Raw genomic sequence first — 26079 nt, 5'->3', positions numbered from 1 at the left:
GCGCGACCCTATGCCAGAATTTCCTATCTTGGCAACCTTATTAGGAAAAGGGCGCCCAGGATCTCGCCATCCTCCCCAATTCTGTTGCGCGCGGTAATTTTTCCACCATGCGCCTCGACAATGAGACGGGAAATACTGAGCCCAAGCCCGGAGTGACGTCCAAAGCCCTCTGCCTTCGGTCGTTCCGTGTAAAACCGATTGAAAATTGCATCGAGCTTACTTTCCGGAATGCCCGGTCCGCTGTCCGCGACACTGAGGTCAACCGTTTTTTCGTGAGCTTCAACCCGGATTTCAACCTGGCCCTTCTCCGGCGAAAAGGATATCGCGTTATCGATCAGGTTGCGCAGCACTTGCCCCAGTCGACCGGGTAAGCCGTTTACGGTAACCTCTTCTTCTGGCTGCTTGAATTCGAAGGAAATGGTATCGAACATCTGGGTCGTTCGATACCCATCAAGAACGCCTTCCACCAGCTTGACAACGTCAACGGCCTCCCCTTCCGCCCGGGAAAGCTCCGCATCGAGGCGGCTTGCGGCGGAAATGTCAGTTATCAGGCGATCCAGCCGTTTCACATCGCTGTAAATCACCACGCGGAGCTTTTCCCGGGTCTCCTCATCCTTGACCCGCTCAAACGCCTGAACTGCCGTGCCAAGTGATGTCAGCGGATTCTTAAGTTCATGAGCCACATCCGCGGCAAAGGCCTCAATCGCATCGAGCCGGTCATAGAGCGCCGTCGTCATCGCGCGGAAGGAGGTGGACAAGTCGCCGATTTCATCCTTTCTCTCCGAAAAATCAGGGATGACCATGCGCCTCCCAATGCCCCGACGGACTTTGTCCGCCGCTTCGGCGAGGACATGAATGGGCGCGGCGATGGTTCGCGCAAGGAACAGGGACAGCAACAGGGTAATAACAAGCGTTACGGCAAAGACAATCAGCGTCGTCACCTGCGCCGAGCGCACCGCGTCATCAATACCACTCCCGCTTTCCGTCAGCAGCAATCCGCCCAGAATATGCTTGAACCCCTGCACCGGAACGGAAACAGAGAGGACCAGTTCGCCCCGCTGCGTCTGACGTGTCATGCGGCCGTTTTCACCATTGATCGCGGTTCCGATCTCCTGAAAATCCGCGCCGGTCGGAATGGGGTTTGTCGGGAAGAGAGGATAGTCATATTTGGCGGGGAAGAGTTTCTCCCAGCCGTCATAGAGCTCCTCGAAAAAGAGGCGGACAGGGCTTTTTACTTCGGGTGGCGGCAGTTCCTCGAAGACGATATTGCGGCCAGCAGAAATTAATCGCCGACTGTCGGCAATCAGCACTCCTTCCCGATCAAACAACAGTGTCGGCGTGTTGGTGATCAGGGACAGGCGTCGCAGAACCCGCTTGATGGGGAGAGAATCGAGCGTCAAATACTGGACCTGCCCATCAAGGGAGACTTCCTGCAGCGCCGCCTCGCCTAGGGCACCGGCAATCATCCGGCCATTCGTGGTCAAAGCCTGGAATCGGGCCTCGATCAGGCCGTCGCGAAATTGATCCAGATACAGGATCCCGCCTGCCAGAAAGATAACGGAGAAAAGGTTGATCGCCATGATCCGGCGTCCAAGGGAGGAAAAAGGACCGCGTCTTGTCTTTTTCTCCCGCTTCTCCGCTTTTCTGTCAGGAATTGATTTTCCGACATAGGGCTTGGAGTCCGCAGTCATACAGTGTGAATCGCTCCGATGTTATTTTTCCTTGAACCTGTATCCGACGCCATAGAGAGTCTCGATAGCGGAAAAGTCGGGGTCCGTTGCCTTGATCTTCTTGCGCAGCCGCTTGATATGGCTGTCAATCGTGCGATCGTCCACATATATATTGTCATCATAGGCCGCGTCCATAAGCTGGTCCCGGCTTTTTACATGGCCTGGCCGAAGCGCGAGGGCATGCAACAGCATGAACTCGGTCACCGTCAGGGTGACTTCCTTGTCATCCCAGAAGCAGGCATGGCGGACACTGTCCAATTTCAGCTTGCCGCGCGACAAGATTTCTTCCTCGCCTTCCTTTTCACTTTCCTTCACCGTGCCATGGCGACGGAGAACGGTGCGGATACGCTCAACCAGCAGCCGTTGCGAGAACGGTTTGCGAATATAATCGTCGGCACCCATTTTAAGGCCGAGAAACTCGTCAATCTCATCATCCTTGGACGTCAGGAAGATGACCGGCAGGGTCGTCGTACGACGCAACCGGTTCAGCAGCTCCATTCCGTCCATACGGGGCATCTTGATATCCAGCACCGCCAGATCCGGCGGGTTTTCGGCGAGGCCTTTCAAGGCTTCCTCCCCATCTGAATACTTTGACACCTCGAACCCTTCGGATTCGAGAAGGATAGATACAGTCGTCAGAATATTTTGGTCGTCATCGACCAAGGCTACTTTCGTCGCCATGTCAGTCCCCAGATTCATGTCGTTACCTTATTGTATGATCTGTTGCTGTGAATTGCCATCTACATTTATCCAAAATAAGGCAATTGCATGTCAGAACAGGAATTAGCATTCGATACCGATCATAAATCCTGAAAATAGTAATTTTCTCGCCCTCTTTGATTTTTCCTTTTGCATTTGTGGAAAATTTCCGCAAAACACTTCCATGCCGGATTCGACTGAAATGCAAACGCGGGCCCTGACCATACGCGGCCTGCTTCGCGGCGCGACAACCGCCTCCCTCGCAACCAATATGGCAGAGGACGCAAATCCCTATGCGTCACTGGTCTTGGTTGCGACGGATCCTGTCGGACGGCCCTTGATGCTGCTCTCGGACATGGCGGTTCACAGCCGCAATATCGTAAAGAACAGCAATGTCTCCCTGTTAATTGCGGAGGAGCCAAACGGTCGCGATCCACTTACGCTCTCGCGTGTCTCTATTGAGGGTACTCTCGGTATTATCGAGGATGCGAAGATCACGGAACGCTACCTGCGGCGCTTCCCCTCCGCCCGTGGCTTTGTCGGGTTCAAGGATTTCAATCTGTACCGGATGGAGGTCCGGCGCGGTCATCTTGTTGCCGGGTTTGGCGATATTCACTGGGTCGACGAGAGCGATTTTCTCCTTCCGCCCGGATTTCTGGATGACATTGATGTTGAAATGGATGTCGTAGACCATATGAATACAGATCATCTGGATGCGGTGCAGGAACTCTGCAATACACACGGAAACGATACCGAAGACTTCGAGATAACCGGTATCGATCGGGAAGGAATTGATTTCCGATGCGGCTGGACCTATCAGCGGATTCTCTTCGATGAGCCGGTTTCAAGCCCGGACAGCATTCGAACCAAGATTATTGAAATGCTGAAAAACGTAAGAAATTAACAAAAAATTTAGCGGTTACGACGTAAGTGAAACAAAATTAAGGGAAATTTGAAACAGCCTTAAAGAAATCAAGATTAAGAGTTACTTTTTTAGTGATAGTTATGTTGCACCAGTATAACAAGCAACTTATTCTGAAACAAAAAGCCCGGATCCGGGCCCCGATAGACAGCGCTGGAGAAAGAATGTGGAGCAATTAGGACCCCGTAAGAGCAGTTATGGGCTGGATAAGAATGGCCTTGGCAACGTAGGCAAGGCTTACTGGAATTTATCAACACCCGCCCTTTATCAGGAAGCCCTCAAACGGGGGGAAGCCTCTCTCGCCGCCGGAGGGCCGCTTGTCGCCCTGACCGGGCAGCATACCGGCCGTTCCGCCAATGACAAATTTATTGTCCAGGAACCGGGGAGCGAAAAGAACATCTGGTGGGGCAAGGTCAACAAGCCGATCGGTGCCGATAAATTCGCAAATCTTCACCAGAAAATGTGCAATTACCTGAATGGACGCGAAGTCTTCGTTCAGGACTGCTATGCCGGCGCGGATCCAAATAACCGCCTGCCCGTCCGTATCATCACGGAATGCGCCTGGCACAATCTCTTTGCCCGGAACATGTTTATACAGCCGACCTTTAGCGAGCTGGAAAATTTCAAGCCTGAGTTCACGATCCTTCAGGTGCCCTCTTTCGAGGCTGACCCGGCCGTTGATGGAACGCGCTCGGAAGTCTTCGTACTGCCGAACTTTGCCGAAAAACTTGTGATTATCGGCGGTACGTCCTATGCGGGTGAGATCAAAAAATCGGTTTTCTCCATTCTCAACTATCTCCTTCCGGAGAAAAATATCCTGCCGATGCATTGCTCTGTCAATGTCAGTGAAGAAGGCAATTCCAGCGTTTTCTTCGGTCTTTCCGGAACCGGAAAGACTACGCTTTCCGCCGATGCCAGCAAGATGCTGATTGGCGATGACGAGCATGGCTGGTCCGATGACGGCGTCTTCAATTTTGAAGGCGGCTGCTACGCCAAAGTCATCAATCTCTCGAAAGAGGCGGAACCGGAAATCTATGAAACCACCCGCCGCTTTGGCACGGTGCTTGAAAATGTTGTCATGGATCCGGACACCGGGGAACTTGACCTGGATGACAACAGCCTGACGGAAAACACCCGGGCTTCGTACCCGATCGAGTTTATCCCGAACGCGTCAGAGACCGGCGTTGCGGGCTTTCCGACCAATGTCGTCATGCTGACCGCCGATGCGTTCGGCGTTCTGCCTCCGATCTCCAGGATGACCCCGGAACAGGCAATGTATCACTTCCTGTCCGGTTACACGGCGAAACTTGCGGGAACTGAAAAGGGCCTCGGGAATGAACCGCAGGCGACCTTCTCTACCTGCTTCGGCGCGCCGTTCATGCCACGTCACCCGGCTGTCTACGCGAAGCTTCTTGGTGAAAAAATTGCCAAGCATGGCGTCAATTGCTGGCTGGTCAATACCGGCTGGACCGGCGGCGAATATGGCACCGGCCACCGCATGCCCATCGGCCATACGCGCGCGTTGGTCAATGCGGCACTGGACGGCACCCTTGCCAATGCCGAGACGGAGAAAGACCCGTTCTTCGGTCTGGCCATGCCCACGTCCTGCCCCGGCGTTCCTCCGGAAATTCTCAACCCGCGCAATACCTGGGCGGACAAGGCAGCATATGACGCGAAAGCGAAAGATCTCGTTGCCCGCTTTATCGAAAATTTCGAGCAGTTCACCGATTATGTTGAAGACGACGTCCTGCAATCAGCCCCGAAGATTGCATAAACGTCAGTATTAGCTCAACAGGCTTTCAAAAGTCCGGCGGTTACCAATAGGGAACCGCCGGGCTTTTTGCATTCAACCCGACCAATTCCACATTGCACAGCAAATATCTACCAAACGATAGCACCAGACCATTTTCTTCTGGCCAAACGGTGTAATTTCGACCACAAAACAGGCTGACCCCTGCCCCGTCCAACAATAAGCAAAGGATGTAAATAAAGACATGTGGGCGATTTCGCTTTCCGTGCTGCCTATTTTCCTGTTGCTGGTTGTCGGAAACCTGCTGAGACGCAACGGCTTTCCGGGTGGCGATTTCTGGCACAATGCGGATCGCGTGGTCTATTGGGTCCTGTTCCCGGCGCTGCTTTTCTACAATACGACAACCGCCCCCTTTCAGGATGAGATCGTCGGCACCTATGCGCTGGCCCTGCTCGGCGGACTGTTGGCGACGGGCCTGATATCGCTTGCGTCGGTCAAGCTGTTCGGCATCTCGGCCCCGATTGGCGGTGCGGTTTTCCAGGGCGCGGCGCGCCATAACACCTTTATCGCCTTTGCGGTCGCCGATTATCTTTTTCATGCAGAGGGGATCCTGCTTGCCGCTGTCGCGACGGCGGTTCTGGTGCCGCCAACCAACCTGTTCTGCGTCACCGTTCTGGTCGGGTATCAGGGAAGCGCCTCCGGGATAAGCCTGCCACGGCGATTGTTCCAGGAGATCATCCGAAACCCCCTTCTCATCGCGATTGGCGCCGGGGCGTTTCTTAATTTCTCAGGCATCGGCCCCATTCCGGTTGTTAATGATTTCGCCGGAATTCTGGCAAAGGCCGCGCTGCCCATCGCCCTTTTGTGTGTCGGCGCCGGACTCAGGATCAAGGCGATTCATACCGGCGCGCTTTATGTCGTGATTTCCACGGTCTGCAAGCTCGCGGTTTTCCCGGCCGTTGTCGCTGCAACGGCAATACTGGTCGGGCTTGATGGCATTCCGGCAATGATTCTGATCATCTATGGCACGATCCCGACCGCAAGCTCCGGCTACGCGCTGGCCAAGCTCCTGGGCGCAGATGCCGAGGTGATGGCCGGGATCATCACGGTACAGACCCTTATCTCCATGGTCACCCTGCCTCTCTCGCTTACCCTTGCGGCAGCTTATTTCCTGAGCTAACGGCCGGCAGACAATTCCGTTATCGACGGCTTTTCACCGCAAAGCGGACAGTTCGGATCACGAGGGATCTTGATTTTCCGGAACTCGACAGCGAGTGCATCGTAGAGGAGCAACCGACCCGAGAGTCCCTCCCCGATTGCAAGGAGTTCCTTGACCACTTCGACCGCCTGAAGACTTCCGACCACACCGGCCAGCGCGCCCAGAACTCCCGCCTCACCGCAGGTTTGCGCCACTTCGGGCGGCGGCGGCGCGGGAAAGAGGCAGCGATAGCAGGGGTTAGGCCCCTCTTCATACGCCTTGAAGGTGCTGATTTGTCCGTCGAACTGCAATATTGAACCGGAAACCAGCGGTTTTCCGGCAAAATAGCAGGCATCGTTCAGCAGGAAACGCGTCTCGAAGTTATCCGTACCATCCGTTATGAGGTCATAATCCCCGATGATTGCAGCCGCATTCGCCACATTAAGCCGCTCCCCGTGGTCGATCACCCTGACATCCGGATTAAGACGCGCAATAGCCTTTGCAGCACTTTTCACCTTTTCAGTCCCGATATCCGCCGTGCCATGGGCAATCTGCCGCTGCAGATTGGAAAGATCGACCACATCGTCATCGATAATGCCAATTGTCCCGATCCCCGCCGCGGCAAGATAAAGGGCCAGCGGAGACCCCAGCCCCCCTGCCCCGACAATCAGGACTTTTGATCGCAGCAGCTTCTGCTGACCGCCGCCGCCGATTTCCCGCAAGATAATATGGCGCGCGTACCGGTCAAGCTGGTCATCACTGAGCGCCATGGCGTTACAGGCCGTCGAACAGGGCGGTGGTCAGATATCTCTCGGCGAAGGACGGGATAATGACAACGATGATCTTGCCATCCATTTCCGGCCTCTCGGCGATCTCCAGCGCCGCAGCGACCGCCGCACCAGATGAAATGCCGACGGGAATCCCCTCAAGGCGGGCGACTTCGCGCGCTGTTTCGAACGCGGTCTCATTGCCGATGGTTAAAACCTCATCGATCAGGCTTTCATCGAGGTTCTTCGGAGAAAATCCAGCCCCGATCCCCTGGATTTTATGCGGGCCGGGCTGTCCGCCGGACAAGACAGGGCTGTCTTCGGGCTCGACAGCGACAATGCGGATATTCGGGTCCCGCTTCTTCAGGACCGTTCCCACACCCGTCAGGGTGCCGCCGGTACCGACACCCATGACCACCACATCGACCTTGCCGCCGGTATCAGCAAGTATTTCATCTGCCGTCGTTGCCTTATGGACGGCGGGGTTTGCCGGATTCTCGAACTGCTGAGGGATCACGGCATCGCCGATTTCGCCTTTGAGCTCTTCCGCTCGTGCAATAGCCCCATTCATCCCCTTCGCCGCGTCCGTCAGTTCCAGATTGGCACCAAGCAGTTTCAGCATCTTGCGCCGTTCAAGTGACATGCTCTCCGGCATCACGAGGGTAAGGTGATAGCCTTTTGCGGCGCAGACAAAGGCGAGACCGATCCCGGTATTGCCGGATGTGGGTTCGATAATTGCCGTGTTTTCATTGATCAGGCCCGCCTCCTCCATCGCCTCAATCATGGAGGCGGCAATCCGGTCTTTTACCGACGCCAGCGGGTTGAAAAATTCCAGCTTGAGCAGGATCTGCACGTCATTTGGGCAGTCCCGCGTGATCCGCCGGGCGCGGACCAGAGGCGTTGCCCCGATTGTATCAACAATGGAGTCATAGATCTTGCCTCGGGGCGGGTCGTTTTTCATTTTTCAGCCCAATCTGTCGTTCTTATTCTAAATTTCGAAATACGATCCTTCGGCGGGCGCATCTGCCGCGTCTTTTTTCATGGCCCGCTGACAGAGATCTTCAAGCGTAACGGAATCCAGTTCCGCCAGCAAGGACGCCTGCGCGTCATCCCACAACGGTCCGACGACGCTCTGCCCGATCTCGGAGGTGAATATTTGCGCGTTTTCCTCCGCTTCCGCGGCGCTGATCACCCGGATCACATCCCCCGCCGTAATGCGTCGCCGCTCCCGCGCCAGACGATAACCGCCGCGCGGGCCGCGCACGCCCTTGAGAATACCGCCATGGACAAGCTGTTGCATGACCTGTTCCAGATAACGAAGCGGGATGCCCTGCCGTTTTGTGATTTCCTTCGACTGAACCGGATCGGGGCGCGCGTTAAACGCGATATCAACAACCGCCTCCAGCGCATAGAGCATCTTTTTCGGCAAATGCAGCATGGTCAGGATACCTTTTCCGCAACACCGGTGGAGCCAAAGCCGCCTTCGCCGCGGGCTGTTTCATCAAGGCTCTCGACCTCGTTCCAGCTTGCCTGCAACACGGGGGCGATCACCATCTGCGCAATGCGATCGCCGCGTTCTATGGTAAAGGTTTCTTCCCCGGCATTCAGCAGGATGACCCCGACTTCCCCGCGATAATCCGCGTCGATGGTACCCGGGCTGTTGGGAAGCGTGATCCCTTTTTTGAGCGCCAGGCCCGACCGGGGCCGGATTTGTGCTTCAAACCCGCGCGGCAATGCCATCTTGAAGCCCGTCGGGATAAGAGCCCGGCCTCCGGGTAAGATTTCAATCGGTCGATCGACCGCGGCACGGATATCCATGCCGGCGCTCTCCGCCGTTTCATATCCCGGTAGCGGCAGATCCATCCCATGGGGCAGGCGGGTGATTGAAACGACAACGTCACTCATGCTTTAACACCTTGAAAATATGTAGCAATTCTTTCCACCAATGTCCTTGCCACCAACTCTTTGGATTGCTTCGGCCAATCCTCGACATCGTCTTTCGTCAGCAGGAAAACCCGGTTGTCGTCGCCGCCAAAGGTGCCGGTGCCCGTGCCGACATCATTTGCGACAATCCAGTCGCAACCTTTTCGGGCAAGCTTGGCCTGACCATTTTCGACGACCTTCTCGGTTTCCGCCGCAAACCCGATAATCAGGGATGGACGGCCGGCGTCAAGGGCACTAACCGTCGCCAGAATATCGGGGTTTTCCGCGAGGGTGAGTTCAGGAAGCTTCCCATCCTGTTTCTTGATTTTGTGACCCGACTCCGTTGCCACCCGCCAGTCGGCAACCGCAGCGGCGAAAATTGCAGCGTCAACGGGAAGCACGGCCTCGCAGGCGGCCAGCATTTCCTTGGCGGACAGCACATCGTGACGGGTGACTCCGCGTGGGGTGGTCAGCCGCGTCGGCCCGGAGACCAGCACCACCTCCGCCCCGAGGTCCGCCAGCGCGGAGGCAATGGCATAGCCCTGCTTGCCCGAAGAATGATTGGCGATAAAGCGGACAGGATCAATCGGCTCATGGGTCGGGCCCGCGGTCACCAGGACTTTCCGCCCCGTGAGGGGCTTTACAGTGCTCTTGCGAAAAAAATCGAGGATGCCCTCACAAATCGTCTCCGGCTCCGCCATCCGGCCGGGTCCATACTCGCCGCAGGCCATATCTCCGTCTTCCGGACCGACGACAAGGACACCGTCGCCCTGAAGTGTTGCAAGATTCCGCCTGGTTGCCGGATGCTGCCACATCCGGACATTCATCGCCGGTGCGATCAGGACCGGTTTGTCCGTCGCGAGAAGGGCGGTTGTCGCCAGATCACTCGCCTGCCCGGTTGCCATTTTCGCCATGAGATCCGCGGTTGCGGGCGCCACCACCAGCAAATCCGCACTCCGCGAGAGCTGTATATGGCCCATTTCCGCCTCATCCGTGAGGGAGAACAGGTCATCATACACTTTCTCGCCTGTTAGGGAGGATACGGAGAGAGGGGTCACAAATTCCTTTGCCGCCCGCGTCAATATGGCACGGCAGCGAATTCCCTCTTTTGTAAGCAGGCGAATAAGCTGAAGCGACTTATAGGCCGCAATTCCCCCGCCAATGATCAGCAGAACAGACCTGTTTTCTATATTTGCACCCAAAATATACCATTCCTGAAGTTTTACTGATCTTTTATGTAAAACCTAAATATTACACAAGCGTCCCGCAAGCTAAATCTTGCTCTTAACGCGAATTTGCGAAACTTTGAGTTCCTGGATTTTACGTGGCAAGCACAGCGAGATAGGCGGCAAGAGCGCCGAGAACAGCGCCGCCCAATAGGTAGCCGCCACGGATTCGGCGTTTCTGCGCAACGCTTTCTTCCATATCCATGAGCTCCGTCCGCGCTTTTTCCCGCGCCTCCATCTCCGACAGCAGGTCATCGGCGCGTGTCACAATCGCCGGGATCTTGCGCAAGAGCGCAATGCCGTCTTTCACCATGTCGGCGGCCTGCGCCTCGATCCCCATATTTTCGCGCATCCAGTGAGCGACGGTGGGTTCCGCTGCTTCCCAGAAATTGATCTCAGCATTCAGGCTTTGCGCGACCCCTTCCGCCGTGACCATGGTTTTTTGCAGGAGCAGGAGTTGCGGCTGGGTCTCCATCTCAAAGGTCTCGGTGATCTGGAATAGCTGCACCAGTAGCCGGGCAATCGATATTTCACTGACCGGTCGGCCGAGAATCGGCTCGCCAATGGACCGGCAGGCCTGTGCAAAACTGTCGAGAGACTTGTGACGCGGCACATAGCCCGCCTCAAAATGGATTTCCGCCGCGCGCTTGTAATCGCGGGTCAGGAAGGCATGCAGCATTTCCGCCATAAACAGGCGCGTTTCCCGGCTCATTCGCCCCATAATGCCGAAATCCACGGCAACCAGACGCCCGTCCGCCGTTACGAACAGGTTGCCGTGATGCATATCCGCATGGAAAAAGCCGTCGCGCAGCACTTGATGGAGGAAGACACGGATGACATTATCGCCAAGTGCCTTGAGGTCATGACCCGCGGCGGCCAGCTCCTCTTTCTTGGAGATACTGATCCCGTCAATCCGGCTTTGCGTCATGACGCGACGTGCTGTCCGCTGCCAGTCGATTTCCGGTACATCGAACTCCGGATCATCCGCAAAATTCTCTGCCATTTCGGAAGCCGCTGACGCCTCCATCCGTAAATCCATCTCCAGCTCGACGGAGTCGGCCATGGTCTCGACTATCTTGGTCAGGCGCAGGCGGCGAAAATGCGGCTGATACCGCTCCGCCAGTTCTGCGAGCCAGAAGAAGAGCTGCAGATCGCTCTCGAAGGCGCTTTCTACGCCAGGCCGCAGGATTTTAACCGCAACCTCACGCAGGATTTCCTCTGTGGCGCCGGGATCCGCCTCGGTCGGCGCGGGCACCGTCTCACGCACCGTCGCAAAATGCACCTGGGCGATGGACGCCGCGGCAACCGGTTCAGGATTGAAGTCCGCGAAGAGTTCTTCCAGCGGTGCCTCCAGTTCATATTCGACTGTCTCGCGCGCTTTTTCAAACGGGAAGGGGGGCAGGCGGTCTCGCAGATTGCCAAGATCGAGCACCATTTCCTCGCCGATCAGATCGGCCCGTACCGAGAGGGCCTGGCCGAGTTTGATAAAGCTGGGGCCCAATTCGCGAAGGGCATTGGCGAGCCGCTCTCCGTCGCGCAGGTCCTTGCTTCGAGTGGCGCCCAGCGCAAAGACCGGCATTATTTTTCGGAGCAACACCACATAAAAGGGCAGGCGCTCGAAATTATCGAGAAAGAATAACGCATCATGGCGCGCAAGCGTCCGGGCGATAAAGAGAAGACGCAGGAAATTATTGAAAATCCGGATCACGAATACCTGCTCCCTTCAGAGCCGCCAGGCGGAGTGCAGCGCCGCTATACCGCCGGACAGTCGGCGATACTTGACCTGGCCGAAACTGGCCTCTACGAGCATCTCAGCAAAGCGATCCGCATCCGGAAACTGGCGAATGCTCTCGACCAGATATTCATAGGATGGCTTGTCCTTCGCGACAACGCCCCCAATTTCGGGAAGTATTTTGAAAGAATAGAAGTCATAGAACTCTTTCAGGACCGGCGCTTCCACCTTGCTGAACTCAAGACAGAGGAAACGGCCGCCCGGTTTTAACACCCGATATGCCTCTTCCAGCGCGCGGGGGATGTCCGTGACATTGCGGATGCCGAAGGCAATTGTGTAGGCATCGACTGATTTGTCGGGCAGGGGCAGGCTTTGCGCGTCGCCATTGACCCACTCAAGCCCGGCGAGACGCCCCTGATCGATGGCCCGGTCCTGGCCGACGCTCAGCATGGCATGGTTGATGTCAAGAACTGTCACTTTGCCGTCCCCATCGACCGCATCCAGAAAGCGGAAGGCGATATCGCCGGTTCCGCCCGCCACATCAAGGAGATGCTGACCCTTGCGCGGCATCAGCCAGTCGATCATTGCCGCCTTCCACAGGCGGTGGATGCCGCCGCTCATCAGGTCGTTCATCAGGTCGTAATTTTCGGCGACGCTTTCGAAAACACCACGTACCATCCCGGCTTTCTCATCCTTCGGGACTTCCCGAAATCCGAAATGAGTGCTGTCTGATGATTTGTCCGAAGCTGCCATAGCGCCTTCCGTCCGTTGGCTCTGTTAATCGCCTTGTTTGGTTGAAATAAGAGCATAGCGCAAGGGCTAAAATAAGGCTACTGTCGCGCCATGCCGGAATTACCAGAAGTCGAAACCGTCTGCCGCGGCCTTGAACAGGCCCTTGTCGGCGACCAGTTCACGTCCGTGACGTTACGGCGGCCGAATTTGCGCTTTCCATTTGCCGACGGATTTGCCGCCGCGCTGACGGGACGGCGAATTGACGCCATAACCCGGCGGGCGAAGTATATTCTGATGTCCTTCGACGGAGGCCCGATCATGATCGGCCATCTTGGCATGTCCGGCAGCTTTCGTATTGAGCCCAAATTTGATCCGGCCAGCCCCTTCGACAAGCATGATCATGTCATTTTCGAGACCAAGCGCGGGATACGCGTCCGATATCATGATCCGCGGCGTTTCGGCTTTATGCTGCTGAGCGCGCCGGATGGACTGGCGACACATCCGCAACTTGCCGGAATCGGGCCGGAGCCCCTTGGAAACGAATTCAGCGGCCCTATCCTTGCCGAACGGCTTCGGGGCCGGAAATCCCCGATTAAAATCGCCCTTCTTGACCAGCGGGTCGTTGCGGGGGTCGGTAATATATATGCATGCGAGGCCCTTTATCGAAGCGGAATATCCCCGCGCCGCCGGGCGGAGAATGTCAAGGGGCGCCGCGCCGACGATCTTGCCGCCGCCATCCGCGCTGTTCTGCTGGAGGCAATTGAATCGGGCGGATCGACTTTGCGCAACTACAGCCATACGACGGGCGAGCTCGGCTATTTTCAGCATCGTTTTCTGGTGTATGACAGGGAAGGGAGCCCGTGCCCGAAAGCAGATTGCGCCAGTGTGATCCAGAGAATCGCGCAATCGGGGCGGTCGACATTCTTCTGCCCGAAATGCCAGCGCTAGAATTTGGCGCAAGGGCTGGACAAAGACCTTCGCATCAAGATAATGGGCGCGAAATTACGCAACAAAGCAACAGACAGGAAATTCCCATGGCCTATAACAATATTGCAATCGATACGAAGGGCGCCGTCGGCGTCATACGTCTTGACCGGCCAAAGGCGCTGAACGCTCTCTGTGCCGAGCTTTTCGTGGAGCTTGCGGACGCCCTTGATAATTTCGAGGCGGATGAGAATATCGGTGCCGTTGTCCTGACCGGCTCCGAGAAAGCCTTCGCGGCCGGGGCCGACATTCTCGAAATGCAGCCCAAGACCTATATGGACGTGTACACCGACAACTTCCTGACAGGCGAGGCAGAGCGGCTTTCCACCTTTCGCAAGCCCGTGATCGCCGCCGTTGCCGGATATGCCCTCGGTGGTGGCTGCGAGATTGCAATGATGTGCGATTTCATTCTTGCCGCCGATAATGCCCAGTTCGGCCAACCGGAAATCAAGCTCGGTACCATTCCGGGCCTTGGCGGGACCCAGCGCCTGACTCGCGCCGTCGGCAAATCAAAGGCCATGGAAATGTGCCTGACCGGACGGATGATGGGCGCGGAAGAGGCGGAGCGCGCCGGGCTGGTCAGCCGGATCGTCCCGCTCGATGACTTGATGGAGGAAGCGGTGAAGGTCGCTGGCGAAATCGCCAAGCTTTCCCTGCCGTCGGTCATGATGTGCAAGGAAAGCGTGAACAAGGCCTATGAAACCACATTGCGGGAGGGAATCATGTTCGAGCGCCGTGTCTTCCATTCGACATTTTCGACGGAAGACCAGAAAGAAGGCATGTCTGCCTTCGCCGAAAAACGGACCCCTGATTTCAAAAACCGCTAAAAACCTGCCCGAAACCAGAAGAATACCGTGTCTTCCGGGCCTGAATGGCCGAAATATGCGAAATCCGGGCGATAATCGATATTCTTCTGTTGACGGCTTATTTGTCGCTGGTTATAACCCGGCTTCCGAATTTCGAAGCTAAAAGACAGGATTGTCATGGCGCATCATAAATCTGCATTGAAACGCATCCGGCAGACAGACACCCGGACCGAACGCAACCGGGCCCGCCGCAGCCGTATCCGCACCTATGTGAAAAAGGTGGAGCTGGCTGTCACCGAAGGGGATCAGACGAAAGCGAATGACGCACTTCGCGTTGCGCAGTCAGAACTCACCCGCGGCGTGGTCAAGGGCGTGTATAATAAGAACACGGCCTCACGCAAGATTTCACGCCTGAATGCGAGAGTGAAAGCCCTCTCCGCCTAAGTCGGGAATCAGCGAAAGAATCAAACCGCGGTCCATTTACGGGCTGCGGTTTTTTTGTGGGTTTTGCGCTTTTTAAGCGTGTCCTTTCCGGGTAGTTCCCGCCCGTTTTTTACCAGTTAAGGGCATTCCTGTGGAAGCGATTACCACATATTGTAGGTCAAGATTTTGTTGGATCAATTCGAAAAATAATTTTCACATTTTCCACATCCAGTCCCTTGCATGGTGCATGTGGATAAGATTAGTCTGCCCGTTCTCAAGGGAACACTCCCAATCCTAAATTGCCGGTTGATAAGCGATGAAGGGGCCAATCGCCCTGCGGGAGATGTCGTATCCAGTAGCTTGACATGTATAAATGAGTATTGCGTAAAATCCAGACGGCTCTTGGGGGAGACGCCGCTGAAAAAACTTTAATACCGATGCCCGAATTCTTACGGGTATTTGTCCGCATTTAAGAGCGAAGGAAACTTGTGAATGACAAATGGGGGAAAGCCGGAAGGTGCCGAAACCTATGCAGGGGATTTGACGGTTCAGGAAACCTGGGAATTGCTGGAGAACAACCCGGATGCCGTCCTGATCGATGTCAGAACTACCGCAGAATGGGCGTATGTCGGAATGCCTGACCTTTCCCTGCTTAGCAAGGCTGTTCACCCGGTTTCCTGGGTTCTGTTCCCGGACATGTCAAAAAATGCCAGTTTCATTGACGAGATTTCCGCCATTCAGCCGAAAAAATCCGCGCCGATGGTTTTTCTCTGCCGGTCCGGCGTGCGCTCCATCGCTGCCGCCGAGGCCGCGACGCGTGCCGGATATGAGAAAAGCTATAACGTTCTTGAGGGGTTTGAGGGTGGGCCCGATGCGGAAGGTCACCGTGGAAAATTGGGCGGATGGAAAGTTGCCGGTCTGAAATGGAAACAGGGCTGATGACAACGAACAGCGGTCACTGGGAGCAGATCAGGGAAAAACTTCGCGAGGAATATGGCGAAGCAACATTCAATTCATGGCTCAAGAATATCGAGCTTGACCGAATTGAAGGGGAGCAGGTCTGCATGACCCTGCCAACGCGGTTCTTGCGGGACTGGGTCCTCAATAATTACGCCAATCGCCTCCGCCAGCTCTGGACCACATCTGACAAATCCATCAAGTCTGTCGATATCCGGGTCAAGCCGCTGGACAAGAAGAATATCGCACCCCAGAAACCAACCTTCGGTCTTGGCGAGGTAACAGCGCCATTCAAGTCGCAGGCCGAGGCAGCAGCAGGCCCGACAAATCCGGATCCGTCGCTGATGGCCCCGCTGGACCCACGCTTCACTTTCGAGAATTTTGTCGTCGGCAAGTCGAATGAGCTGGCCCACGCCGCGGCCCGCCGTGTGGCGGAAGCGAAAGACTCCGTGCCCTTCAACCCGCTATACATCTATGGCGGTGTCGGTCTCGGCAAGACCCATCTGATGCATGCCATCGGTCACGCCATTGCCGCCAATAGCCCGAAGAAACGTGTGCTGTATCTGTCGGCTGAAAAATTCATGTATCGGTTTATCCGGGCGCTCCGTTTCAAGGATACGATGAATTTCAAGGATCAGTTCCGCTCTGTCGATGTGCTGATGATCGACGATGTACAGTTCATTGCCGGCAAGGACAGCACGCAGGAGGAATTTTTCCATACGTTCAATGCGTTAGTCGACCAGAACCATCAGATTATCATCTCCGGCGACCGCTCACCGACGGACCTGGAGGGGATGGAGGAACGGATGCGCTCCCGTCTTGGCTGGGGTCTCGTCGCTGATATCCATCCGACCGATTATGAGCTCCGTCTCGGCATCCTGCAATCGAAGGTCGAGCAGGGCAAGATCACCATCGATCCGCGCATTCTTGAGTTTCTGGCCCATCGCATAACGTCCAATGTGCGCGAGCTGGAAGGGGCGCTGAACCGGGTGCTGGCCTATTCCGATCTGGTCGGGCGCGCCGTCACCCTTGAAAGCACGCAGGAAGTGCTGAGCGATCTTTTGCGCGCCAATGACCGCCGGATTACCATTGAGGAAATCCAGAAAAAGGTCGCGGAGCATTTTAATATCCGGATGTCGGACATGCATTCCGCCCGCCGCGCCCGTGCCGTTGCCCGCCCGCGTCAGGTGGCCATGTATCTCGCCAAACAGCTGACCTCCCGTTCCCTGCCGGATATCGGCCGGAAATTCGGGGGCCGCGATCATACGACGGTAATGCATGCACTGAAAAAAATCGAGGAGCTCCGCCAGCAGGACGTCGCCTTGTCGGAGGATCTGGAATTGCTCAGGCGGATGCTGGAATAATCTCGGCACTCTCCGCATTTACCAAATATGCAGGGCGCTAGTCGCCCCACCTTCTCGCCTCAGACAGGTGAATTGCCTGATCACACCGTCTGTTGTATAACTTTTAAAAAAATCTGACCCGAAATAACAAAAAACACAGCGGGGCCTTTCATGGATCAATCTCCGAAAGATGAAGCGGTTCGCTGGCGTGAAATCCTCAACCGCAAATATGGTGTCTCCCTTGCCCTTGTTTGCCTCGGGATCTGGCTGCATGCGGCGGACAGCCTGCTGGTGGCGACAATGGTCCCGGCCATCGTCGCCGATATCGGCGGCGCAGAGCTGATTTCCTGGACCGTCGCGCTGTATGGCATCGGCTCCATCGTTGCCGGTGCGTCCAGCGGCCTGCTGGCGGTTCAGTATGGCTTGCGGGGGCCCATGAGCCTCGCAGCGCTTCTCTTCGCCTTTGGATGTGCCGTTAGCGCCCTGGCACCGGAAATGTGGGTTGTTCTTGTCGGGCGCCTGTTTCAGGGGCTGGGCGGCGGCGGATTGATGGCGCTGGCCTTCGTGTCAGTTAGCGCCCTCTTCCCGAGACGACTAACAGCACGGGTTATGGGCGCCATAGCGACCCTTTGGGGCACTTCCGCCTTTATCGGACCCCTGGTAGGTGGTCTTTTCGTGGAATACGGCACCTGGCAGGGCGGTTTCTGGTTTTTTGCCATCCAGGCGGTGCTGATGGCCATCTGGGTTTTGGTTACGCTGCGGAAAAGCAAAAAGCCGGACGTGGCGGAGCGCATCCGATTTCCGTTCTGGCGGTTACTCTGGCTCTCCCTCGGGGTGTTCTTCATCGCCTATGGCGGGATCGAAGTCTCGATCCTGCAAACAAGCCTGTTTGTCCTTCTTGGTATAGGCGCCTTGACCGTCTTTTTGTTTCTCGACGGACGGAAAGATCAAAGTCGCCTGCTGCCGCCTGCACCACTCAACCTTATGCGGCCGCTCAGTGCGGCCCTGGTGCTTGTCCTGTCCTTTTCCATTACTACGGTCGCCATCACTGTCTACGGGCCTTACCTGATCACGATTATCCATCAGCAGCCTCCCATCGTCGGTGGCTATGTGATGGCCTGCATGTCGATCGGTTGGGCGTTTGTCGCCTTCCTTATCTCCGGCGTGCCGGAGAGACACGACGGCAAGATGATTATCATCGGCATGCTGATGGTCACCGCCAGCCTGCCGGGGTACGCCTACAGCTTGCCGTACGGCCCGGTGTGGCTAATTGCGATCTTTGCCGCGCTTCAGGGCGGCGGCTTCGGCGCGGCCTGGACCTTTATCCTGCGGCGAGCCATCACGCTCGCCCCGAGATCCGAGCATGAACGCGTCTCTGCCGCCATCCCCACCCTGCAACGGCTGGGCTACGCGATCGGTGCGGCCTATGTCGGAATTCTGGCAAATGCGGCCGGCATATCAGACGCGGCGGACAGCTCTTCCCTCACGCTCGTCGCCGGCCTGCTCCCGCTCGCGTGCCTGCCCGCGGCGGCCATCGGTCTTGTGGCAACGGTTCAATTTGTTCGCGCGCGAGCTCCCGAGTAACCCACGCGTTCGAAGCCCTCCCTTCAACCCTCTGATATTGCTGATAATTTCAGCCTGTTTTTCGACCTTTGCCGTGCGGCGAATTACCTGTTTTTCCGCCCTTGTCTCTGATATACTGCCGCAGCTGCGTCCTTGACGGGTCAAAATTCGATTCAGGTTTATGAATCAATTTCTTACGGTCGGGCAGATTTGCCGGTTACGGGAGAATTTTGTTGAAGTAACTGACGTTTATCGGGCATAATAAGAGCCCATTTTAAGTAACCTATTTGAAGCCTGATTGAGCCCATGAAACTGACAATAGAACGCTCCGCTTTGCTGACGTCTTTGAGCCATGTGCAAAGCGTTGTCGAGCGCCGCAACACAATCCCGATCCTCGCCAATATCCTGCTGATTGCCGAGGACGGGTCGCTTGGCCTGACGGCAACTGATCTTGACATTGCCATCAATGAAAAAGTCGCGGCGAATATTAGTGCCGAGGGTGCGATCACAGTCCCGGCTCATCTGCTTCATGATATCATCCGCAAGCTGCCGGACGGCAGCCAGGTCGAGCTTGACTACAAGAGCGCCGAGGGTCGGATCTATATCCATTGCGGTCAATCAAAGTTCGCGCTGGCATGTCTGCCGCAGGATGATTTCCCGGTTATGGAAACCAACCAGCTCCCCCATAACTTCACCATTCCGGCGACTATTCTCAAGCGGCTGATCGACAAGACCCGCTTCGCCATCTCGACAGAGGAAACGCGTTATTATCTGAACGGTATTTATCTGCATACTGCCGATACCGACGGTGTGCCGATGCTGCGCGCCGTGGCAACAGACGGGCACCGGCTGGCCCGCGTTGAAACGCCCATTCCTGCCGATGCGGAAGGAATGCCGGGTGTTATTGTGCCGCGCAAGGCTGTTAATGAAGTGCTCCGCCTGATTGATGAGCGGAACGAAGACGTGTCCATTTCGCTTTCCGACACCAAAATCAGTTTCTCTTTCGGCGATACGTTGCTCACCTCCAAACTGATCGACGGCACCTTCCCGGACTACGAACGGGTCATCCCCGACGGCAATGACAAGCTGCTGGAGCTCGATGGAAAGTCATTTGCGCAGGCCGTGGATCGCGTTTCCACTGTCGCAACCGAGAAAACACGCGCGATCAAGCTATCGCTCAGCAACGACATGATCACCCTGTCCGCAACGGGAGCGGATGCCGGTAGCGCCACGGAAGAGGTCGCCGCGTCCTATAGCGCAGGCGATATGGAAATCGGTTTTAACTCGAAATACCTGTTGGATATCACCGGTCAGATCGATGGCGACAATGCCCGCTTTCTGTTTGCTGACTCTGGATCGCCAACCATTGTCAAGGATGGCGCCGACGACGGCGCGCTCTATGTCCTGATGCCAATGCGGGTTTAAGGTGGCAATCGTCGCAGTATCATGGTCCGGACGGCCAAAGCGAAGGATGACGCCATAGAGGAGCCGTTTGTGTCCGCCTATGTTATTACGCGCCTGATTTTGACAGATTTTCGCAATTATACGCATTTGAAAGTTGAGACAGATAGCCGCCCGGTCGTTCTGACCGGCGCAAATGGCAGCGGTAAGACCAACCTCCTGGAAGCCATCTCCTTTCTGACGCCGGGGCGGGGATTGCGGCGGGCGAAACTTCTGGAGGCGGCGAACACTAATGGCGATGGCGGATGGGCCGTCGCAGCGAATGTCTTTTCAGACGGTGGAGAGAGCACGCTTGGAACCGGGCTTGTCAACACGCCGGCAACCGAGAGCCGGGAGGGGTCGGAGCGGCGCATGGTCCGCATTGACGGACAGAACATGAGCGGATCAACCGCCCTCGCGGACCATATCAGGGTCAGCTGGCTGACTCCGCAGATGGACCGGCTGTTTCAGGAAGGTCCCGGAGGCCGCCGCCGGTTTCTGGATCGGTTAGCTTTCGGGTTTGATCCGGCCCATGGCAAACGTATGACATCGTTTGAGAAAGTCATGCGTGAGCGAAACCGGCTGTTGAAGGAGGGGCGATATGACCGTCACTGGCTCGCCTCGCTGGAACGAACATTGGCGGAAACGGGAACAGCCATCGCCGCCGCCCGGCGAGAAACAACGGCGCGGTTGAACGACGCAATGACCGCCGCGGAGTCAGGCGCCAGCGCCTTTCCGAAAGCCGAATTGAGCGCGGAAGGGTTGCTCGAAGGCTGGCTTGAGGAGATGGCCGCGCTGGCGGTGGAAGACAGATACCGCGCCGAACTGGAGGCGTCCCGGCGCCTGGACAGTGCGGCGGGAAGCACAACGATCGGTCCGCACCGGAGCGATCTTTCGGTGCTGCACAAGGATAAAGGCATGGCCGCCGGCCTTTGTTCGACGGGGGAACAGAAAGCGCTGCTGATCTCCATTATCCTGGGGGATGCGCGCCTTCAGGCGGGACGGCAGGGGCGGGCGCCAATCCTGCTGCTGGATGAGATTACGGCGCATCTGGATCAAACGCGGCGCGTCGCCCTGTTTGACGAGATTGATGAAATGAAGACACAGGCCTGGATGACAGGCACCGATTATGCCCTGTTTTCCGAACTTGGAAACCGGGCGCAGTTTTTGACGGTTGATAATGGCAGCGTTTGCCAGACGGCCGTCCGCTGAAAGGGAAGACAAGGTAATGAGTAACACACCGGAGCATTTGGACGCGGCAGAATATGGCGCGGATTCCATCAAGGTCCTGAAGGGGCTAGATGCGGTGCGCAAGCGCCCGGGCATGTATATCGGCGACACCGATGACGGGTCCGGCTTGCATCACATGGTCTACGAGGTCGTGGATAACGCCATTGACGAATCTCTCGCTGGCCATTGCGACCTGATTTATGTCGCGCTCAACCCCGATGGCTCCGTCACGGTGCGCGATAACGGGCGCGGCATCCCGGTTGACATGCATGAAGAAGGGGTTTCCGCCGCCGAGGTGATCATGACCCAGCTTCATGCCGGTGGTAAGTTCGACCAGAATTCCTATAAAGTTTCCGGCGGCCTGCATGGGGTTGGCGTTTCCGTCGTGAATGCGCTCTCCACCCGCCTCGACATGACCATCTGGCGGAATGACAAGGAATATCGTCTCAGTTTCGCGCATGGGGAGCCTGTCGGCGCGCTTGAGATTGTCGGCGATGCCGCGGACAAGAGCGGAACCGAGATTACCTTCACGCCGTCGCCCCAAACCTTCACCAATATCAAGTTTGAATTCGCGACGCTTGAACACCGCCTGCGGGAGCTCGCTTTCCTCAATTCCGGCGTGTATATCCAGATTAACGACCTGCGTTCGGCCGAACCCGTGACCGTAGACCTTCACTATGACGGCGGCATTTCCGCTTTTGTAAAATATCTGGACCGGTCGAAAAATCCGCTGATCACGGAAACCATTGATCTTTCAACGGAAAAAGAAGGGGTGACGGTCGAGGCATCGCTGGAATGGAACGACAGCTATCATGAAAATGTGCTCTGTTTTACCAACAATATCCCGCAGCGCGACGGCGGCACCCATCTTGCTGGTTTCCGCGCGGCATTGACCCGCTGTATCAATCAATATGCGACCTCCAGCGGGATAGCGAAGAAAGAAAAGGCCGTCATCACCGGGGATGATGCCCGCGAAGGACTGACCTGTGTCGTCTCGGTCAAGGTCCCGGACCCGAAATTCTCGTCCCAGACCAAGGACAAGCTGGTCTCCAGCGAAGTGCGCCCGATCGTTGAAAGCTCTGTCTATGACGCACTGACCCAATGGTTCGAAGAGCATCCGAATGACGCCAAAATCGTGATCTCCAAGGTTATCGAGGCCGCAACGGCCCGTGAAGCCGCCCGCAAGGCCCGCGAACTCACCCGCCGCAAGGGCGCGCTCGATATTTCCAGCCTGCCCGGAAAGCTTGCCGACTGTCAGTCGAAAGACCCCGCCGTCTCCGAACTGTTCCTCGTCGAGGGCGACAGCGCCGGCGGCTCCGCCAAGCAGGGGCGGGATCGTCATAATCAGGCAGTACTGCCGCTGCGCGGTAAAATCCTCAATGTCGAGCGGGCGCGGTTCGACCGCATGCTCTCTTCCAATGAAATCGGCACAATGATCACGGCGCTTGGCACCGGCATCGGGCCGGAAGAGTTCGATATCGAAAAAGCGCGTTATCACAAGATCATCATCATGACGGACGCCGACGTGGACGGATCGCATATCCGGACCCTGTTGCTCACCTTCTTCTACCGCCAGATGCCGGAACTGATTGAGAAGGGCTATCTCTATATCGCACAGCCGCCGCTTTACAAGGTGGCAAAAGGCAAGTCCTCGGTTTACCTCAAAGACCAGAAGGCCATGGATGACTATCTGATCGATCAGGGGCTTGAAGAGGTGGTGCTGGAGCTTGCTTCCGGCGAACAGCGGAGCGGGGAGGACTTGCGCGCCCTTGTCGCCCGTGCGCGCCAGGCCCGCGATCTCATTGATGCCATTGCCCGTATCCAGAACCGCCCCGTAGTCGAGCAAGTGGCAATTGCCGGGGCGCTGAGTGACGAGGTTCTGAGCGATCCGGTCCGCGGACCGGAAGCCGCCGATTTTGTCGCCAGACGGCTGGATGCCATTTCTTCGGAGACAGAACGGGGCTGGACTGGCGAAATCCTGCCGGACTACAGCCTGAAATTCAGCCGGGAGGTTCGCGGCGTGACCGAGGTTCAGATGGTTGACAGCAACCTGATCCATTCCGCCGAAGCGCGCCAACTTAATTCAATGAAGGACGAGTTGCAGACAATCTACGCCCAGGCCTCTACCTTTATTCACAAGGACAAGCGACAGGTTATCTACTCACCGCTCGAACTGATGGAGGCGGTGACCAATCTCGGCAAGCGCGGCCTGACGTTCCAGCGCTACAAGGGTCTCGGCGAGATGAACCCCGAACAGCTCTGGGAAACCACGCTCGATCACGAAGCGCGGACACTCCTTCAGGTGCGCATTAATCATGGGGACGAGGCGGATGAAGTCTTCTCGACCCTGATGGGCGATGTGGTGGAGCCACGACGGATTTTCATTCAGGATAACGCTCTGAAAGTCAGTTTTCTGGACGCCTGAGGAGATTCTGAAAGGATTGGCTATCTCATTTTTGCCTTATATGTAGGTGATAACGGGCGGCTTGAATGGGAATTTCGCCAATATTAGAGTAGCAATCGAGTTCGATTATGAAGAAGGCATCAAAAGGATCAGGCGGCAAGTCATCGGCCTCCAGACCGGGAATGGCGAACTATCCGCAACGTCCCAAACCTGCCGCGAAAAAGAAAAAAAGCGCGGCAAAAGCTACCCCCCGGAGGAGCCCGAACCGCGGCGCCGCCAAGGGGAAGCGTAAATCACAGCGCAATTCCGGCATTTGGGCGCCAATCGTCAATTGGGGCGGAGCAGTAGCTCTCTGGGGCCTTCTGCTGGGCGGCCTTTTTCTGGGTTATTTTGCCTATACGCTGCCGGATATTTCCGGGATCGGGGTGATCGAGAAGCGTCCCTCCATGGTGCTGCAAACCGCTGATGGCATCCGTTACTCCACCTACGGCGACCTCTATGGCGATATGCTCCCGATCGAGGAAATCCCGGAAAATATCAAGCAGGCGGTCCTCGCCACGGAGGACAGCCATTTCTATGATCATTTTGGTCTCAACCCGGTCAGCCTTGTTCGCGCCGCCTGGCGGAACTATGAAGCCGGCCGCGTGGTTCAGGGTGGCAGCACCATCACCCAGCAGCTCGCGAAGAACCTGTTCCTGACGCCGGAACGCACTTTGGGCCGGAAAATCCGTGAAACCCTGCTCGCTTTCTGGCTGGAGGCGGAATATTCAAAGGATGAAATTCTCGCGCTCTATCTCAATCGCGTGTATTTCGGCTCCGGCACCTACGGAATTGATGCGGCAACCCGGAAATACTTCTCAAAACCGGCACCGGAGATGACAATGGCCGAGGCGGCGATGCTGGCAGGCCTGCTGAAGGCCCCTTCCTACTATGCGCCGACCCGCAATCTGGAGCGCGCGCAGGACCGGGCAAGTGTTGTGCTGAACCGCATGGTGGTAGAAGACTACCTTACAGCGTCGGAAGCGGAGAAAATCCGGGCGAATCCGGCCATTCTGGTGAATGCCAGCGGCGACTTCCGCAATGTCCGTTATTTTGCCGACTGGGTGGTCAGCGAGGTACAGGCCTATATCGGCCGGACCGGAAAGGACCTGGTGATCACCACGACACTTGATCTTGACATGCAGGCGGATGCGGAGAAGGCGATCGAGGCGCGGCTGAAAGCAGAAGGAACCGCCATGGACGTCAGTCAGGGGGCCTTCGTCGCCATGTCGCCCACGGGTGCCGTCAAGGCGATGATCGGCGGGCGATCCTACTCGGAATCGGTCTTTAACCGGGCAACGGTCGCGCGGCGCCAGCCCGGCTCGGTTTTCAAGACCGTTGTCTATCTTGCCGGCTTCGAAAACGGTCTCGCGCCTGATGACATTTTCAATGACGGGCCCATCAATATCGATGGCTGGACACCGAATAACTACACCAACAAGTACAACGGCGCCATGAGCCTGCGGGAGGCTTTCGCCCGTTCCATCAATACTGTTGCCGTGAAGGTGACAGAACAGGTCGGGCGGGACAAGGTCTCGGGAATGGCTAAAAACCTGGGGCTTACCGGCAACTTTCCGCTGCATCCCTCGATTTCCCTCGGCACTTATGAAGTCTCCCTTCTGGAGATGACGGCCGCCCATGCGGTGATCGCCAATGGCGGCACGGCGGTGCTTCCCTATGGTGTCCTCCAAATCCGGGAAAAGGACGGGCCGGTCCTCTATCAACGCCAGACCTCGGGACAGGGGCGGATTATCAGCGCCGCAACCATCAACAAGATGCAGGATGTTATGTCCGCCACTATCCAGTGGGGCACGGGCAAGGCCGCGAACCCGGGCTTTGCGGCCGCCGGCAAGACGGGCACGACGCAGGATTACCGCGACGCCTGGTTCATCGGTTTTACACCGGATCTGGTCGCCGGTGTCTGGTTCGGCAATGATGACGGGTCCGCCACGAAGCGGGTCAACGGCAGTAATCTGCCCGCCATCACCTGGAAGGACTTCATCACCCATTCGGAAACCGCCCACGCAGTGGCCTTCAACCAGCTTAAAGAGGAAACATCGACCGACAGCATCTGGGACAGAATTGTCAGCGCTTTTTCAAACAGGAATACTGTTACGCAGAGCAACGGAGAACCGTCGTCGGAAGACCTGAAAATCCCGGGAAAAAAGGATTCCTTTGACTATCTGGAAAAGGAGCGGCAAATGCCGTAAT

General features: G+C 56.6%; 22 protein-coding genes. 13 read left to right on the top strand and 9 right to left on the bottom strand.

What is annotated here, in order from left to right:
- Nucleotides 1-23: 23 nt before the first annotated feature.
- Both AACZ19_RS09160 and AACZ19_RS09155 read right to left on the bottom strand, forming a co-directional pair.
- On the bottom strand, nucleotides 24-1691 hold the full coding sequence (locus AACZ19_RS09160) for a sensor histidine kinase (RefSeq protein ID WP_339633188.1): 1668 nt from the start codon (nucleotides 1689-1691) through the stop codon (nucleotides 24-26).
- A gap of 21 nt (nucleotides 1692-1712) precedes the next feature.
- Nucleotides 1713-2411: a response regulator transcription factor gene (locus tag AACZ19_RS09155; protein WP_339633186.1), complete on the bottom strand. Its 699-nt coding sequence runs from the start codon at nucleotides 2409-2411 to the stop codon at nucleotides 1713-1715.
- Nucleotides 2412-2631: 220 nt separating this feature from the next.
- Between AACZ19_RS09155 and AACZ19_RS09150 the strand changes: the two genes are divergently transcribed.
- The 3 genes from AACZ19_RS09150 (at nucleotide 2632) to AACZ19_RS09140 (ending at nucleotide 6281) form a co-directional block, all read left to right on the top strand.
- Nucleotides 2632-3333 (top strand): DUF2470 domain-containing protein, encoded by a 702-nt coding sequence (locus tag AACZ19_RS09150; protein ID WP_339633184.1) that lies wholly within the window; start codon nucleotides 2632-2634, stop codon nucleotides 3331-3333.
- 184 nt (nucleotides 3334-3517) lie between these two features.
- Entirely contained in the window at nucleotides 3518-5125 is a 1608-nt protein-coding gene (locus AACZ19_RS09145; protein WP_339633182.1) for a phosphoenolpyruvate carboxykinase, read from the top strand.
- A 220-nt stretch (nucleotides 5126-5345) separates the two neighbouring features.
- Entirely contained in the window at nucleotides 5346-6281 is a 936-nt protein-coding gene (locus AACZ19_RS09140) for an AEC family transporter (RefSeq protein WP_339633180.1), read from the top strand.
- Here the strand turns inward: AACZ19_RS09140 and moeB are convergent.
- The 7 genes from moeB to ubiE form a co-directional block, all read right to left on the bottom strand.
- Nucleotides 6278-7069, bottom strand: a complete 792-nt coding sequence (moeB, locus tag AACZ19_RS09135; RefSeq protein ID WP_339633178.1) for a molybdopterin-synthase adenylyltransferase MoeB — start codon at nucleotides 7067-7069, stop codon at nucleotides 6278-6280. The genes AACZ19_RS09140 and moeB overlap by 4 nt on opposite strands.
- Nucleotides 7070-7073: 4 nt before the next feature.
- Nucleotides 7074-8027 carry a cysteine synthase A gene (gene cysK / locus AACZ19_RS09130; RefSeq protein WP_339633176.1) on the bottom strand — a complete coding sequence of 318 codons (954 nt, stop codon included), beginning with the start codon at nucleotides 8025-8027 and terminating at the stop codon, nucleotides 7074-7076.
- A 27-nt stretch (nucleotides 8028-8054) separates the two neighbouring features.
- Nucleotides 8055-8504, bottom strand: a complete 450-nt coding sequence (locus AACZ19_RS09125; protein WP_339633174.1) for an Rrf2 family transcriptional regulator — start codon at nucleotides 8502-8504, stop codon at nucleotides 8055-8057.
- Between the two features lie 2 nt (nucleotides 8505-8506).
- Entirely contained in the window at nucleotides 8507-8971 is a 465-nt protein-coding gene (gene dut, locus AACZ19_RS09120; protein ID WP_339633172.1) for a dUTP diphosphatase, read from the bottom strand.
- The gene (coaBC, locus tag AACZ19_RS09115) at nucleotides 8968-10191 is read right to left on the bottom strand and encodes a bifunctional phosphopantothenoylcysteine decarboxylase/phosphopantothenate--cysteine ligase CoaBC (protein WP_339633170.1); all 1224 of its coding nucleotides are present in this window, start codon (nucleotides 10189-10191) and stop codon (nucleotides 8968-8970) included. Before coaBC ends, dut begins: the two co-directional genes overlap by 4 nt.
- 118 nt (nucleotides 10192-10309) lie before the next feature.
- Nucleotides 10310-11923 (bottom strand): 2-polyprenylphenol 6-hydroxylase, encoded by a 1614-nt coding sequence (ubiB, locus tag AACZ19_RS09110; RefSeq protein WP_339633168.1) that lies wholly within the window; start codon nucleotides 11921-11923, stop codon nucleotides 10310-10312.
- A 15-nt stretch (nucleotides 11924-11938) separates the two neighbouring features.
- Nucleotides 11939-12700 (bottom strand): bifunctional demethylmenaquinone methyltransferase/2-methoxy-6-polyprenyl-1,4-benzoquinol methylase UbiE, encoded by a 762-nt coding sequence (gene ubiE, locus AACZ19_RS09105; protein WP_339633166.1) that lies wholly within the window; start codon nucleotides 12698-12700, stop codon nucleotides 11939-11941.
- Between the two features lie 90 nt (nucleotides 12701-12790).
- Between ubiE and mutM the strand changes: the two genes are divergently transcribed.
- The 10 genes from mutM (at nucleotide 12791) to AACZ19_RS09055 (ending at nucleotide 26078) form a co-directional block, all read left to right on the top strand.
- Nucleotides 12791-13627, top strand: a complete 837-nt coding sequence (gene mutM, locus AACZ19_RS09100) for a bifunctional DNA-formamidopyrimidine glycosylase/DNA-(apurinic or apyrimidinic site) lyase (RefSeq protein ID WP_339633164.1) — start codon at nucleotides 12791-12793, stop codon at nucleotides 13625-13627.
- An 86-nt stretch (nucleotides 13628-13713) separates the two neighbouring features.
- Nucleotides 13714-14490: an enoyl-CoA hydratase gene (locus AACZ19_RS09095; protein WP_339633162.1), complete on the top strand. Its 777-nt coding sequence runs from the start codon at nucleotides 13714-13716 to the stop codon at nucleotides 14488-14490.
- Between the two features lie 156 nt (nucleotides 14491-14646).
- The gene (rpsT, locus tag AACZ19_RS09090) at nucleotides 14647-14913 is read left to right on the top strand and encodes a 30S ribosomal protein S20 (protein ID WP_339633160.1); all 267 of its coding nucleotides are present in this window, start codon (nucleotides 14647-14649) and stop codon (nucleotides 14911-14913) included.
- 471 nt (nucleotides 14914-15384) lie between these two features.
- Nucleotides 15385-15831 (top strand): rhodanese-like domain-containing protein, encoded by a 447-nt coding sequence (locus AACZ19_RS09085; protein WP_339633158.1) that lies wholly within the window; start codon nucleotides 15385-15387, stop codon nucleotides 15829-15831.
- Nucleotides 15831-17213: a chromosomal replication initiator protein DnaA gene (gene dnaA / locus AACZ19_RS09080; RefSeq protein ID WP_339633156.1), complete on the top strand. Its 1383-nt coding sequence runs from the start codon at nucleotides 15831-15833 to the stop codon at nucleotides 17211-17213. Before AACZ19_RS09085 ends, dnaA begins: the two co-directional genes overlap by 1 nt.
- Before the next feature lie 150 nt (nucleotides 17214-17363).
- Entirely contained in the window at nucleotides 17364-18776 is a 1413-nt protein-coding gene (locus tag AACZ19_RS09075; protein ID WP_339633154.1) for an MFS transporter, read from the top strand.
- 285 nt (nucleotides 18777-19061) lie between these two features.
- A complete protein-coding gene (gene dnaN / locus AACZ19_RS09070; protein WP_339633152.1) occupies nucleotides 19062-20180 on the top strand; it encodes a DNA polymerase III subunit beta in 1119 nt (372 codons plus the stop codon).
- 69 nt (nucleotides 20181-20249) lie between these two features.
- Nucleotides 20250-21407 carry a DNA replication/repair protein RecF gene (gene recF / locus AACZ19_RS09065; protein WP_339633149.1) on the top strand — a complete coding sequence of 386 codons (1158 nt, stop codon included), beginning with the start codon at nucleotides 20250-20252 and terminating at the stop codon, nucleotides 21405-21407.
- A gap of 16 nt (nucleotides 21408-21423) precedes the next feature.
- Nucleotides 21424-23850 carry a DNA topoisomerase (ATP-hydrolyzing) subunit B gene (gene gyrB, locus AACZ19_RS09060; RefSeq protein ID WP_339633148.1) on the top strand — a complete coding sequence of 809 codons (2427 nt, stop codon included), beginning with the start codon at nucleotides 21424-21426 and terminating at the stop codon, nucleotides 23848-23850.
- 107 nt (nucleotides 23851-23957) lie between these two features.
- Nucleotides 23958-26078, top strand: a complete 2121-nt coding sequence (locus tag AACZ19_RS09055) for a PBP1A family penicillin-binding protein (RefSeq protein WP_339633146.1) — start codon at nucleotides 23958-23960, stop codon at nucleotides 26076-26078.
- Nucleotide 26079 lies beyond the last annotated feature (1 nt).

The organism is uncultured Sneathiella sp., assembly GCF_963973085.1.
In the GTDB taxonomy this organism is placed as follows: domain Bacteria; phylum Pseudomonadota; class Alphaproteobacteria; order Sneathiellales; family Sneathiellaceae; genus Sneathiella.
Note: the sequence above shows the minus strand (reverse complement) of the source record. Positions and strands in the feature narration are given on the sequence as shown.